This is a genomic window from Pseudomonas sp. NPDC087614 (assembly GCF_044743485.1).
Classification (GTDB): Bacteria; Pseudomonadota; Gammaproteobacteria; order Pseudomonadales; family Pseudomonadaceae; genus Aquipseudomonas; species Aquipseudomonas baetica_A.
This window is the reverse complement of the sequence record NZ_JBIUWN010000111.1, coordinates 1-13,672: the sequence shown is the minus strand read 5'-3', so window position 1 is coordinate 13,672 and position 13,672 is coordinate 1. Positions and strand designations below refer to the sequence as shown.

Annotated in this window: 9 protein-coding genes and 1 pseudogene; 3 read left to right on the top strand and 7 right to left on the bottom strand. The window is 58.1% G+C overall.

Going from position 1 to position 13,672, the window contains the following annotated elements:
• Window positions 1-46 precede the first annotated feature (46 nt).
• The gene (locus ACIOWA_RS25920) at window positions 47-241 is read left to right on the top strand and encodes a hypothetical protein (protein ID WP_401162617.1); all 195 of its coding nucleotides are present in this window, start codon (window positions 47-49) and stop codon (window positions 239-241) included.
• Window positions 242-301: 60 nt separating this feature from the next.
• Entirely contained in the window at window positions 302-778 is a 477-nt protein-coding gene (locus ACIOWA_RS25915; protein ID WP_401162615.1) for a hypothetical protein, read from the top strand.
• Between the two features lie 81 nt (window positions 779-859).
• Here the strand turns inward: ACIOWA_RS25915 and ACIOWA_RS25910 are convergent, their stop codons facing one another.
• On the bottom strand, window positions 860-1,603 hold the full coding sequence (locus ACIOWA_RS25910) for a hypothetical protein (RefSeq protein WP_401162613.1): 744 nt from the start codon (window positions 1,601-1,603) through the stop codon (window positions 860-862).
• A 43-nt stretch (window positions 1,604-1,646) separates the two neighbouring features.
• Here ACIOWA_RS25910 and ACIOWA_RS25905 point away from each other — a divergent pair.
• Window positions 1,647-1,784 (top strand): annotated as a pseudogene (locus tag ACIOWA_RS25905) (LysR family transcriptional regulator); the annotation flags it as partial.
• Here the strand turns inward: ACIOWA_RS25905 and ACIOWA_RS25900 are convergent.
• The 6 genes from ACIOWA_RS25900 to recC form a co-directional block, all read right to left on the bottom strand.
• Window positions 1,781-2,275 (bottom strand): OmpA family protein, encoded by a 495-nt coding sequence (locus ACIOWA_RS25900; protein WP_339434130.1) that lies wholly within the window; start codon window positions 2,273-2,275, stop codon window positions 1,781-1,783. The pseudogene ACIOWA_RS25905 and the gene ACIOWA_RS25900 sit on opposite strands and share 4 nt — an antisense overlap.
• Window positions 2,276-2,280: 5 nt before the next feature.
• A complete protein-coding gene (locus tag ACIOWA_RS25895) occupies window positions 2,281-3,549 on the bottom strand; it encodes a diguanylate cyclase domain-containing protein (RefSeq protein ID WP_339465446.1) in 1,269 nt (422 codons plus the stop codon).
• Window positions 3,546-4,121 (bottom strand): YfiR family protein, encoded by a 576-nt coding sequence (locus ACIOWA_RS25890; RefSeq protein ID WP_401162611.1) that lies wholly within the window; start codon window positions 4,119-4,121, stop codon window positions 3,546-3,548. The genes ACIOWA_RS25895 and ACIOWA_RS25890 overlap by 4 nt, the downstream gene beginning before the upstream one ends.
• Before the next feature lie 122 nt (window positions 4,122-4,243).
• A complete protein-coding gene (gene recD, locus ACIOWA_RS25885; RefSeq protein WP_401162609.1) occupies window positions 4,244-6,349 on the bottom strand; it encodes an exodeoxyribonuclease V subunit alpha in 2,106 nt (701 codons plus the stop codon).
• Window positions 6,346-10,035 (bottom strand): exodeoxyribonuclease V subunit beta, encoded by a 3,690-nt coding sequence (gene recB / locus ACIOWA_RS25880; protein WP_401162607.1) that lies wholly within the window; start codon window positions 10,033-10,035, stop codon window positions 6,346-6,348. The genes recD and recB overlap by 4 nt, the downstream gene beginning before the upstream one ends.
• Entirely contained in the window at window positions 10,032-13,484 is a 3,453-nt protein-coding gene (gene recC / locus ACIOWA_RS25875) for an exodeoxyribonuclease V subunit gamma (RefSeq protein ID WP_401162605.1), read from the bottom strand. The genes recB and recC overlap by 4 nt, the downstream gene beginning before the upstream one ends.
• Window positions 13,485-13,672: the final 188 nt, after the last annotated feature.

Genomic DNA, 13,672 nt, shown 5'->3' with positions numbered 1-13,672 from the left:
GCGTCGGCGAAGGTCATCTGCTTCATCGGAAAACTCGGCGGGTGGAATCTGGGGATTTTGCCAAAATCAGAAAGTCTTTTTCAGAGTTTTCTTAGCTAAAATCATGAACTGGTCTTCACCTCAACGCGGAGATGAGGGTTATAACCTTAGCGTCGCACAGCTCGCAGCCACTGAGGCTTTAGCAGGCAGGCGAATTTTCGACCCGGGTTGTATCTTCCAGCTCACCTGTAATTTGAGCTGACCTGCGCCGCTCAAGGCTTGCCGGGATTCAAAGAATAATCAATGGAGTGTGAAAGAAAATATGAAGCTTCGCCCTGATTTAATGCCTCCGTTGCTGGACGAGTCTTTGGTTGCTCGACTGACGAAACTTTCCGAAGAAATTGATTGCGGGCACGAAGAACACACCCAGAGTCAGGTGGCAGCATTCAATCGGGAAGCAATGACCGCACTTGAGTTCATCGACTTTCAGGGAATCTATGGTGGGCAATCTCACGACACATGGGTTCGCAAGGTCTTAGCAACACCGTATGAGCGGCGCGTGGCAGACGTGACCAAGCAAGAGTTGGTTGAGTTGGCTCGAAGGGTCATGGAGGGTGTTGGCGCTGACCATGAAGTCGAGTTCTGGTTGAGCATGTTGGCAATCAACATACCCAATGAACGCATATCCGATCTGATCTTCTGGCCAGACGAATACTTCGATGAAGCAGATTATCCACAGCAACTATCCCCAGAGCAGGTGATAGAAATAGCGTTGAAAGACAAAGATGTAGTGCTGTAATCAAGACCCGCCCACACCAAAGGACTGTCATCCTGCACGGCGGTTAAACTGAAGGTGTGAGCGAGCGATAAAGATTCTACATCACTCGATCCAGCCAGTTCCTGGCCCCGCCGATTTTTGGAAATAGCTATAGGGTGGGGTCGCTTGTGTAGCAGCCTGAAAAAATAAGTTTGCTGGATATCCGGCGCCCCATCCGAGCGGCTTAACACGGTGCTCACGCAGTGCTACGAGATCCGCCCGTGAGTGAGTCTGCATGTCCAGTTCTCCAAGAGCCGACGCGATTGTTCCATGGCAAATCTTGGTTTCCTTCAGGGTTGAGGTTTTTTGGTCTTGCCCACGGTCAGCCAAGTAGAGCGCCGAGAGAATCTCAAACGTCATCGCTGGCGACAGTACAGAAAGGGACACGGGAACGTTCTCTACGGACTTCACGGACCTGGTCGAACCGCCAACAGGTCCAGCATTACTATCGTGCAAATCGCCCCACACCTGCGTGACGTTACCATCACGTCCTGACTCAAACAGTTCCACCGAGACAGCACGAAAATGTTCTTTCAGCTTGCTCCACGGCGCCTCGGGGTTCTCCAGATGAAAGGCCCTGACGAATCCAGCGAGCTGCTCTGAGGCGTCCAATGCGTCCCGCCTGTTACTGGTCTGAAGAGAAACCGCAGCAGCCTCAGTGATGCTACCCGTAGCCCTGAGACGCATGTAGTAAATACCGTTGCGTCTGTAGTGATAGGGCTTAGCAAGCCTAATGGTTGGCTTCGAAGGAACAGCGAGGGTTGTAACGGTGTTTGTAACAGCAGGTCGAACTTCAAGGATGCTCATGGCGGATCCCCCCCATAATCATTGGGTTAACCTGAGTTCCTTGAAGTTCTGGATGTACTGCCGTGAGGACCTGCGCAAGTTGAAGCGGATCACCCTGTTGTGGGATTACATCCGTGAGGTGACCGAGCGTAATCAGGGTCTGTTGATGGGGCAGACTCGGGAGATGCGGTTTGCCGATTAATCAGCGCTGACCACAATCGACACCCGACGGTTTTCCGTACGGCCCGCCGCGGTGTCGTTGGACGCCACTGGCTCGCTGCTGCCCAGGCCTTGCAATTGAATGTTCTCTTGCTTCATGCCGACTGTGGCGAGCACTTTGGCAACACTCTTGGCGCGGCGTAGCGAGAGTTGCTGATTGTAATTTTCCTGGCCTGAAGCATCGGTGTGACCATCGACCCGCACGCGCTCGATGCCGACACCCATCAATGCTTTGCCGATGTGCTCGACGATCTCGGTGCTTTGTGTGTTCAGGCTTTCAACATCGCTGCCAAACAACACCTTACCGGACAGACCAAACTCCCAGCCTTCGTCGGTCAGCTCGAAGCCTTGTTGTTTAAGCACTGCGACTTGTGCCGGGGTCAGCCCCTTTTGCGGGGCAGTCTGGCAACCGGTCAGGGCCAGTGAGGCCAACAACAGCAGGGCAGAAATAATGCGAATTGAAAGTGTGAACACGAGAGTCAGCTCCTGGTTTGAACGGAATCGACCGGGTGCTCCGACCCAGCGGTGAATTGAGCGCCGCGAGACAAGCGCTTGGCTTGATACATTGCCGCGTCGGCAGCATCGAGCAAAGCACCCGGCGTGACGCCATGATCGGGATAAACCGCGATGCCGATGCTGAGCGAAGTCACGACACTGCTGTCGCCGGGCAGCGCGATGGGCATGTCCATGCTGGTGAGAATCTTGTCGCCAATGCGCTCGGCATCTTCGACTTTGTGCAGCGGCGTGAGCAACACGGCGAACTCATCACCGCCCAGTCGCGCCACCAGATCCTCCTCACGCAATTGCGCACGGACACGATTGGCGATGGCCACCAACACCGCGTCGCCGGCGGCATGGCCGAAATTGTCGTTGATCCCTTTGAAGCGATCACTGTCAAGAAACAACACCGCCACCCGCTCGTTGAGCTTGCTGGCGGTGCGCAGGGCACGGATCAAGCGGCCCTCGAAAAATGCCCGGTTAGGCAACCCGGTCAGGCTGTCGTGGCTGGCTTGGTGGGCAAGGGTTTCGTTTTCGCTTTGCAGATGGCTTTGCCAGGATTCGAGCTCGTCGAGCAAGGCATTGAAGTCGTTGCCGAGGTTGTCGAGCTCGGCGATCTGCGCCGGCGGCACGCGACGGTCCAGTGCTCGCTCACTGCGGGCGGCGTGGGCCACCGTAGCGAGGCTGTGCAGCGGGCCGATAATGCCACGCAACTGCCGACGCGCCAGATAGAGCGCCACCCAGGCACTGATCGCGGTACAGAGAAGGATCCCCGCCAGACCGCTCAGCAGAAAGCGCATCAGACTGCCGCCATGCCCCGTGAGCAGGATGCGTCCAATTTCACGATCCTGATGGAGGATCGGCAGGCTGATCGGTTTCTCCAGGATGGCGCGGGCGGTCTGCATTTCCAGTTCGGAGATCAAGCCGTTCTCCGGTCGCTGCCAGCGCGCTATCAGTTGGCCTTGAGCATCGAGCACCTGGGCATCGGCGACCTCCTCGGTGGAGGCAATCAATGCCAACGCTTCGGTGGCCGCAGCCTTGTCGTTAAACACCACCGCCGCTTCGACGGTGTAACTGATCGAGCGCGCAATCAGGTGCAAGTTGTGATCCGCATAGACCCGCAGCGCCAGAACGCCCAGCAGGGTCAGCGAAACACTGGCCATTGCCACAGCCACCAGCGCCACAATCAAATGCCCGCGACCGATGACCGAGCCCAGAGTGGGACGAACTTTGGAACTGAACCGTTTCATGGCGCCGCCGGTTTGCGACGGGACAGTTGCAACACGCTTGGATGAATGCGCACGCCGCTACGCGCAACGGAGTCGAGATTGACTTCGAAGGCCACCTGATCGTCGCCCACCCGCAGGCAGAACAGGCTGCCGACCGTGCACTGATCGTCGCCTTCGCTGATGCTCAACACCGGATGGCCAATCAGTGAAGTGAACAGGCGACTGCGTTCATCTGCGGTCAGTTTGCCGATGTACACCGCATCGCATTCGCTGACGATGGCCGGGTTGTCGGCCAGCAGGCGACGCACAATGACCGGCCTGCCTGTGGCTTGAGTGGTGCCTTTGACCAGGTCATCGGTGTATTCGGTGGGGCCGACGACGCACAGGCGCAACTGCGCAGGTTCCACTGGCCAGCGTGCGTAGCTGAGGATGCCAAGAACGACCTTGGTGACAGAACGGGCACGCTGCTCAGCCATGCCCGTCGGCGTTTGCGGTTGCGCGACAGCCACACCCGCCAACAACCAGAGCAGACCGACAAGCACTACGTGCTTGCAGCGAACCGCGCGCTCTGTCGCCCAGACAGCCACCTTCATGCAGGGATTCTCTTCAATCGCAGCGAAATGATGCCGCAACGATAGCACAGCGCTGAATCACCAGCGAAACAGCAGCCTCTGACTGGTTGGTCAGCAATTAGCGAAAATCCTAACGTTTGTCATCAACGAGGTTCGGCCCCCTCTTCCAGCTCCAGCATGAGTCCGCTCAGACGCTTGACCTTGCGCTGTACCGCCTCTTCAAATACCCCGGTGCGCGGTTCGATCAGTGTGAACCAGTGCTTGGCCCGGGTAATACCGGTGTAGATCAATTCCTTGGTCAACACGGGATTCAAGGCATCCGGCAGAATCAGCGCCGTGTGGGCGAACTCCGAGCCCTGGGATTTGTGCACGGTCATGGCGTAAACGGTTTCGACGTCATTGAGCCGACTCGGCAACACGAAACGTACCCCGCCCTGACCGTCATTACGCGGGAAGGCTACGCGCAATACCGGTTTTCCAGCGTCAGGCCCTTCGCGTTCCGGCAGTTTGAGGGCGATGCCAATGTCACCGTTCATCAAACCAAGACCGTAGTCGTTACGGGTCATCAGTACCGGGCGGCCTTCGTACCATTGCTGGTCGTTCTCGATCAGACGTGCCTTGAGCAGCGCGGCGGTGATGCGTTGGTTGAGGCCTTCAACACCCCATGGCCCTTTGCGCACCGCGCACAACAACTGAAAGGTGTCGAACGCTTGTAAGACTTCACGGGCCCAACTGATCCAGTCCGGATGCTCGAGCGGCCTGCCCAGTGGTGGACGCTGATTGCGCAGCACACTCAGATAATGCCGATAACCTTGCGGGCCATCGCCATGGCCTTCGAGCAGCAGGCGCTCCAGTTTGTGATCGTGCTCGCCCTTGAGCAGCAACGAAAACACATCGTCATAGTGCCCCGTCGCCAGCAACTGCCGCGCCTCCTCCGGTAACTGCTGATTGACCCGTCGCGCGAGCTGGCCGATGCCGCTGCCCTCGCCGAAGCGCCGCGAGTGACGCAACATGACCACTTGCTGAGCCAATGGATGGGAACCGTCGAGGTCTTCATGCAAACCGCCGGCCGCCAGGGATTCGCCGCTGACCGACTCCAGCCACTGCCGGGTCTGCGGGCTGTACCAACCGTCTTCGGCATCACGGCACAGATCCCCCAGCACCGCACCGGCCTCCACGGAGGCCAGTTGATCCTTGTCGCCCAGTAACACCAAACGCGCATGCGGCGGTAACGCGTCGAGCAGATTGGCCATCATTTCCAGATCAATCATCGACGCTTCGTCGACCACCAGCACATCCAATGGCAAGCGGTTACCGGCATGGTGCCGGAAGTGCCGGGTGCCGGGACGGCTGCCGAGCAAGCGATGCACCGTGGTGACGTCGCAGGGGATCTTGGCCCGCACGTTTTCGGCGACTGTCAGCGTTTGCACTTGCTGACTGATCGACTCGGTCAACCGCGCAGCCGCTTTGCCAGTCGGTGCTGCCAGACGAATGCGCAGTGGCAGGCCTGCCTCGACCGCCGGCGCCTGAAGCAGCGCGAGCAAACGCACCACGGTGGTGGTTTTGCCCGTACCGGGGCCGCCCGTGATAATGCTGAAGGCACCCCGCGTGGCAAGAGCACAGGCGAGTTTCTGCCAGTCGACCACCTCGCCAGGCTTGGCTGAGCCGAACAGTTCATCCAGTCGCTGCGGCAGATCACCCGGCGTCGCCTCAACTTGGGCGAGACGTTGGCGTAGCGCCGAATCGATACGGCGCTCGTAAGCCCAATAGCGTCGCAGGTACAACCGCTTTGATGACAAGACCAACGGCCGCTGTTGCGCCGCATCACGGCTATCCGCCGCCAGGGCGACCAAGGGACTGCTCGCCAGAACCTTGCACCAATGGGCGCCATCGAGCGTTTCAAGCAGTTGCGAGGGCAATAACAGCACACCCCCTTGCACATCGCCTTCGGGCGGGAGCGACAGGGCAAAATCCGGGGCTTTAAGGGTTTCAAACAAATCCAGACACACATGGCCATGCCCGAGCTGATGGCTGGTCAGTGCCGCAGCGAGCAATACCAGTGGATCGGTATCCGGCTCAAGCTCGTGAAGAAATGCCACGAACGCCTTGTCGAGCGCACGCAACCAACCTCGCTCAACCCAACGATTGAGCAGCAACAGCAAGTCTTCAGCACGGGTCAGAGGCGAGAGCGAGGACAGGCTGTCGGCTGTCAACGGGGTCGGCAGCAGATCGTCGAAGGTGCGACTCATAGCAGGACTCCCTGTTCCCATGCGGGCTCGGCCTTGGGTTCGGGTTTGCCTTGGAACATCCGGTCGAGGCGCTCAATCAATTCACGGGGCGGACGGGCAAAATATACACCGCGACTGTCTGCGCGAGTCCCGCGCAGAAACAGATACAGCGCACCGCCGAGATGCCGATCGTAATCGTAATCTGGCAAGCGAGCCTTGAGCTGACGATGTAACGCCAACAGGTACAACACGTATTGCAGGTCGTAGCGGTTGTCGAGGATCGACTGCTCCATGGCCTGCGCGGTGTAGGCCAGTTCATCAACGCCCAGCCAGTTGGATTTGTAGTCGGCCACGTAATAACGACCATCGTGTTCAAAGGTCAGGTCGATGAATCCTTTGAACATGCCATTGAGCTGCACCGGCTCTGCCGCCACCCGTGCCACGCCATTGTGGGTGTACTGACGCACCAGTTCGTCGAGTTTGACTACGTCGACTTTATGGCTGGCGAACCAGAACTCCATCTCGACGCGGTACTGCTTCAATTGCTCAAGAATGACGGGGGGCTGCCCGTCAGCGATTGGCAACGGGGATTTGAGCAGATGTTGCAGCCAGTCACTCAGGGTGGTGATCCAGCCTTCCCATCCACGAAGGTTGCAGCGACGGGCAATCGCATCCTCCAGCGCCTCGCGAGAAACGGCAAAACTGTCTTCACCTGCCCACTCCAGCAGACCGTGAAGGAACGTTCCCGGGTTGGGACCACGAGGGAAACGATGAATATCCGCACCGCCGGCAATGATGTCTCGCGGAGCATCGGGATCAAGGCGTTCATCATCGAACAACTTTTGTGCTTGAGGACTGTCAGGCGCTTCATCACTGCCCACACTCAAAATATCGCTGATGCGCAATGCACTGTAGGACGCAATCCACCAGTTTTCACTGGCCTTGCGCTTGGGCGATAGCGTGGCACAGAGCACAGCGTCATTGCGTGGAGGCAGGTAATGCTCGTCGGTGGCCTGGGGCATTTCACCCGTGCTGATTGCCGGGCAGTCGCGTTGCAGGTCTTGCAGCCAGCGATTCAGCGCACTGGACTCCCCCAGAGATGCTCCGCCACCCAGCAAGTAACCCAGCGCCGAAAGGTGCAGCACCGAGCTGTTGTTATTGCCGCGTTTGAGATCCGTCACTCCCAGCCAACAAGCATGCTGCGCACGGGTCAGGGCCACGTAGAGCAAGCGCAGATCCTCGGCCAGACGTTCGTCGTCCGCTTGCGCAATCAATTCGGCCGTCGGCCTCAGACTCACTTGAGCCTTGCCCGATGCATCGTGGTAATGCAGCGGCAACCGGCTGCCATCCACTGGTTTGGCCGAACAGATGAAGGGCAGAAATACCAAGGGATACTCAAGGCCTTTGGACTTGTGAATGGTCACGACTTTGACCAGTTGCTCATCACTTTCCAAACGCAGAATCTGCTCTTCACCGGCCTGACCGGACAACGCCAGAAGCTCGGCCAAGTGGCGGATCAACGCTTGCTCACCATCCAGCTCCGCAGCGGCTTGCTGCATCAGCTCGGACAGGTGCAAAAGGTTGGTCAGCACGCGCTCACCGTCACTGCGGGTCATCAGGGTTTGCGGCAAATGAAAATCGTGCAGCAGGCGTCGCAACATCGGCAGGACGCCTTGTTTGCGCCACAGCTCACGGTAGCCACGGAACTGCATGACGCGAGCTTCCCACACCAGTTCGTCCTGATTCAGACGCTCCAGCTCCGCCAATGGCAGGTTCAGGGTGATGCAGGCCAGCGCAGCCTTGAGCGAGCGCTCGACATCCGGTTCGGCGCAAGCCTTAAGCCAGGACAGCAGGTCGTGAGCTTCTTGCGCGGCGAATACCGAATCCTTGTCCGACAAATACACGCTGCGCACGCCACGGGCAGCGAGTTCGCCGCGCACAGCCTGGGCCTCTTTACCGTCACGCACCAGGATCGCGATGTCAGAAGGGCGCAGACCTCTGAAGTCTTTACCCTCTTGTACGAATCCAGCAACACCTGCTTGACCCCCATTGAGCAACGCGGTGATTTCACTGGCACATGCCGATGCCAACTGCTGACGATAGACCACGCCAGAAAGGGGCTGATCGGAAGACAATAGCCAGACATTCAGCGCCGCAACGTCTTGCCCGGCAATCTGCAGTGTTTCTTTACGGCCCTGCGCGTCGACAGGTTGAAACGGCACCGGGTTCTCACCGTTTTTCTCCCGGAACAAAAACGCGCCGCGTCCCTGCTCTCGGGATTCGGCGCGTTCGAATATGTGGTTGACCGCGTCCACCATGCCATGGCTTGAACGGAAGTTGGTGCCCAATGTATGCAGTCGGCCTGTCGTGGCTTGCCGGGCGCGCAGATAGGTGTAGATGTCCGCACCGCGGAACGCGTAGATCGCCTGCTTCGGGTCGCCGATCAGAAACAGACCGGTATCCGGATTGTTTTCTTCGATGCGGTAAATGCTCTCGAAGATTCGGTACTGCACCGGATCGGTGTCCTGGAATTCGTCGATCAACGCGACCGGGAACTGTTCGCGGATCAACGTCGCGAGGCGCTCGCCCCCGTCAGATTGCAGGGCTGCATCCAGGCGCAATAGCATGTCGTCAAAGCCCATTTCGGCGCGGCGACGCTTCTCTTCCTCAAAACGCGCACCTACCCATTTGGCGGCATGTTGCAGAACGGCGGCGTCGGGGGTCGGCAAAGCATCGAGACTCGATTTGAGGCTCGACATGGCATCCAGCCCGGGATGACGTGGGACCTGGCCTTTCCAGGCCTCAGCCATACCGTCGGGCGTCAGTCGAGTGAATCCGGTGCCGATGTCGAGCTGCTCGAGGCACTCGTCCTCGGCCCAGGCTTTGAGCTTCTCGAACCACGGTTCAAAGTAGCGCGCCTGCATCTTGCGACCGTCGACGGTTTTGCTCGCGACGCCCTGATGACAGATGGCGAGTAACTCGTCGGCCCACTGACGCCAAGGCATTTTCAGTTCGATCAGCGCTGCACGGCGCTCTTGCAGACACTCGTCGATCAGCTCCGCCGGGGGCTTGCCTTCGTCGCTGTCGCGTTCACTGGCGAACAGGCCACGCACCCGAGGCAACAACGCAGCAGGCCCGCCCCAATTGCTGCGAACCCAATTCAAGGCATCGCCCTGCATCGGATAACAGAACAGTCGCCAGTAATCGCGCAGCACTTCCCCGAGCAAATCGCTGTGATCAGTCTCCAGCGACTGAGTGAACAGGCTGCCGCTGTCGAAAGCGTGCTCGCGCAACATGCGCTGACACCAACTGTGAATGGTGGAAACCGCCGCTTCGTCCATCCATTGCGCGGCGATATCGAGACGGTTGGCGCAACCGGGCCATTGCTGAGATTCGAATTGTTCGCGCAGCTGCGCGATCAATCCGTCAGGAGCGGGTATCTCGTCTCTGAAGAAGCGCGCGGCCTCGGCAAGGCGAGTGCGAATTCGCTCGCGCAACTCTTTCGTGGCAGCATCGGTGAACGTCACCACAAGAATCTGCGGTGGCAACAGTTCTCGGGCAAAACCATTCGATTCGCCGCCATGGCCCAGAATCAGACGCAGATACAGCGCAGAAATAGTGAAGGTTTTACCGGTGCCGGCACTGGCTTCGATCAACTGGCTACCACGTAATGGGAATGCCAGAGCCAGCGGTATTTTCTTGCTCATGACCGAGCTCCTTCGCTGGACAACGAACGCCAGGGCGCTTCAAGCAAAGGACGATACAAGGTATCGCACCAACCGGAGAACGTCTCGTCTGCGAGTAAGGCCTCAAAGTCGGCATATTGCCGTGACAGCGCCGGGCTTTCGCGGCGCTCGCCCTCACTGGTTTGGCCATCACCCTCATAGGCTTTACGCGCCGCGGCTTCAGCCTTGAGCGGATCAGTCTGTGATAACCAGGCGAATGCGGTCTTTACCGCGATCGGCAGTGGTTGCCGCATTCCAGCCTGCCAGGCGAGAAGAAGATCCCCAAGGAAACGAACAGCTCTGTCTGGCTCCATCGGTTCGAGCAGCAAGGTGTCATCGCTGGCCACCAACGCCGTGGCCATCGGAAGTCCGCTGGCGCAGGCGACCAAGTGATTAACCCAAGGCTTGGTCAGTCGATGCCATTTGCGGTTCTTGATCGAGCCGATGCTGTTGGGGATGGTCGTGACTGACAACACGCCACCGTCGGCACGTTGATGCAAGCCCGAAAGCCAACCTTCAAGGCGTAAGCCCTGCAGCTCCATAGAGATCGGGATGGCACTGGTCAACGGTGTCGGCCATAACGTCAGTAACTGTTGATAGCGCTGCAACAGATCGGGCAACGGCTCGATCAACTCACGTTGCAGACATTCACCAAAACCGGCCATGGGTAGAAGTCCGCTGTTTTGCAAACGCAGGGCTTGAACCGCGAGCGCCTGCTCGACATTATCCGGCTGTCTGAGCGCAGCTTCGAGCAAGCTGTCGCTGAGTGTATATCGCTGCAAAGCGTCCAGGACAAAAGGCTCTTCGTCGGCGAGCGGCGCTTCGGCGGCTTCGAAATACACCTTGAGGCGCTGGGCGAAAAAGTGTCGGACGGGGTTACGCAAGAAGTCCTGCAGCAGGGTAAGGCTCAGCGGCTCTTCTTGAACAAACGGAGCGAGCAACTCCACCTCGTTTTGGGGCGCCTGATGTTGATGCAATACCTGCCATTCGCTGGCATAGCTGAACAGTTGATCGCCCTCATGAAAATAGCGCGCACTGAACGGTTGCAGCGGATGCTCCTCGGTCATGGCGTGCAATAAATCCTGACGTTCGTCGACTAATCGCCAACCGCTGGCAAGGTGATCGCGCAACTGGCCGATCAGCACCGAAGCCGGCCGCTCACTGTTGTCACGAATGCTGCGGCCGACCCAACTGATGTAGAGCTGATGACGGGCAGACAGCAGCGCCTCGAGCAAAAGATAGCGATCATCCTCTCGCCGGGAACGATCTCCCGGACGGTAATCGCTGCCCATAAGATCGAAATCGAGCGGCGGTTGCGCGCGGGGGTAATCGCCGTCGTTCATCCCCAGCAAACACACGAGTTTGAAGGGAATGGCACGCATGGGCATCAACGTACAAAAATTTACTGCACCGGCGAGAAAGCGTTGGGACAGTCTGCCCTGATCCAGTCCAGCGAGCCAGGCCTCGCGAACCACGGTCAGCGGCAATTCATCTTTCAGGCCCACAGCCTCGCAGGTCTCCAGCCAGGTTTCACGAAGCTCTTCCAACTGGGTGAGCAGGTAGTCATCGTGCTCGTTGCTGGCCTTGAAGAACAACTGCATCAGCGCCTGTAAGCGATGACCCCACACGTTGGGTTGAGCCGGTTGCGTGAGTTCCTGATGAGCGAGTTCCAGTGCATCGAGCAAGGCAACCAATGGCCCGATCAGTGCAGCATCCAATCCGCCGATTTCGTCGTAGGGTTCGATACCCGCACAGGCATTGGCGCTGCCAACGGCATAGCCCAGCAACATTCGGCGCAAGCCAAAATGCCAGCTGTTCTGCTCCAGTTCGTCCGGCAAGCCTAGACCGGCACGTTGTTCAGCGTTCATTCCCCAGCGCACGCCGGCGCCTTCGATCCAGCGATGCAGCGTCGGTAAATCGCGCTCCTCCATACCGAAACGCGCACGTAATGCTGGAACGTCAAGCAGGTCGAGAATTTCGCTCACCGGAAAGCGGCTGTCAGGCAGTTTAAGTAGATGCTCGACGGCGATCAGCAATGGATCCCGACCACGCTGGCCCTGATCCGCCAGGGTAAATGGGATGCAACGTGGGTCATGTCGATCAAGCTGACCAAACACTGCACGGATATGCGGGGCATAGCTGTCGATGTCCGGCACCATCACAATTACATCGCGCGGCCGTAAATCCGGGTTGGCACTGAAGCGTGCCAACAGCTGGTCATGGAGGATTTCAACTTCGCGTTGGGCGCTGTGGGCAATGTGAAAACGGATCGACTGATCTTCGTTCAGCTCAACAGGAGGCCAGTGCTCGCGTGTCTCATTGAGTGGCCGCAGTTCCAGGATGTCGTCCTGTAGTTGATTAAGCAGATTCTGTGGCCGGGTCTCACTGAACAGATCGATACGTCCGTCGCGGAAAGCTGCGCGATAGCTATTCGGATCGTCATAGCTGTCGAGCAAGTTGATGTAGTCACGACCTTGCTTGCCCCATGCTGCGAGAAGCGGGTGGGCGTGTTGGTGCAGTGTTTCCTGATCCAGGATCACCGGCATACCGCTCCTGCGGGACTGGCGCTTGTATTGATGACGCAGTAAGTCCTTATCAGCGACGATATCGGCCCAGTGATGACGACATGGGTTGTGTACACACAGCAGAACCTGACTGAAACGTGCGAGCCCGGCCAGTGCTTCAAGCACTTGGGCTGGCAAGGAAGAAATCCCGAAAACGATCACTCGCGAAGGAATCCCTTTTGGGGCTTCTTCAATCGTATTGATGCGTTCGATAAATCGCTGATGAACACCGGCACGACTTTGAGCCATGCCCAACTCTCCAACGTCATCCAGCAACGCACGCCACAACTCGGCTTGCCAGCAACTGGTAGGCGGCAGTGGTTTTACTTCGCCTCTGACGTTGCGCAATTGATGCCGTCCCTCAGCCCAATCCTCCAGCCAGTCGGCTCTATATACCTGGTACTGGTCAAAGAGATCCGCCAGACGCTCGGATAACTGATAGCGCTTGCGCAAGTCGGTGTCGTGAGTGAGAAAGCGTTGCAGTGGTTCGAAATGCGGACGGTCGATGACCTGAGGTAGCAGGCGCATGAGCCGCCAGGTCAGCGGAGCTTTATCAAGCAGGGATTTGGCTGGAATTTCATCTCGGCCCAAGACCATGCGGTAGAGCTGCCACATGAAACTGCCAGGCAATTGCACATCAATCGCGGCGGCGATACCGCAGCCGCCGAGGTCATCGTCTTCAGGATCTTCGGCCAAGGCCAATTTGAGCCACTGGGCAATACCGTTGCTCTGAACCAGAGCAATTTCGTTTTCCAGGGGGGCCAGTGGATAGCGCCGCATTATGCTGACCACCAGGCTGCGCAGTTCATCCAGGCTATTGCTCTGAACCACCATGAATGCAGCGTTGAGGGACTGGGCGTCCGGCATAAAAGCTTCCTTGGGAAAGAACAAAAGCCAGGGCAGAACCTTAGCACTGTCGGCAGGTTGTGACAGCCGGAAGAAGGCCCTACGGGCTGTAAGAACTTTCCTGCGGGCAAAACAAAACCCCAACTGCTTTCGCAATTGGGGTTTCGGAATTTAATCTTGACGATGACCTACTCTCACATGGGGAAACC

Excerpts from the sequence above, each read along its gene's own strand:
- recB (WP_401162607.1), bottom strand. The coding sequence starts at position 10,035 with ATGAGCAAGAAAATACCGCTGGCTCTGGCATTCCCATTACGTGGTAGC.
- recD (WP_401162609.1), bottom strand. The coding sequence starts at position 6,349 with ATGAGTCGCACCTTCGACGATCTGCTGCCGACCCCGTTGACAGCCGAC.
- recC (WP_401162605.1), bottom strand. The coding sequence starts at position 13,484 with ATGCCGGACGCCCAGTCCCTCAACGCTGCATTCATGGTGGTTCAGAGC.
- ACIOWA_RS25890 (WP_401162611.1), bottom strand. The coding sequence starts at position 4,121 with ATGAAGGTGGCTGTCTGGGCGACAGAGCGCGCGGTTCGCTGCAAGCAC.
- ACIOWA_RS25895 (WP_339465446.1), bottom strand. The coding sequence starts at position 3,549 with ATGAAACGGTTCAGTTCCAAAGTTCGTCCCACTCTGGGCTCGGTCATC.
- ACIOWA_RS25910 (WP_401162613.1), bottom strand. The coding sequence starts at position 1,603 with ATGAGCATCCTTGAAGTTCGACCTGCTGTTACAAACACCGTTACAACC.
- ACIOWA_RS25915 (WP_401162615.1), top strand. The coding sequence starts at position 302 with ATGAAGCTTCGCCCTGATTTAATGCCTCCGTTGCTGGACGAGTCTTTG.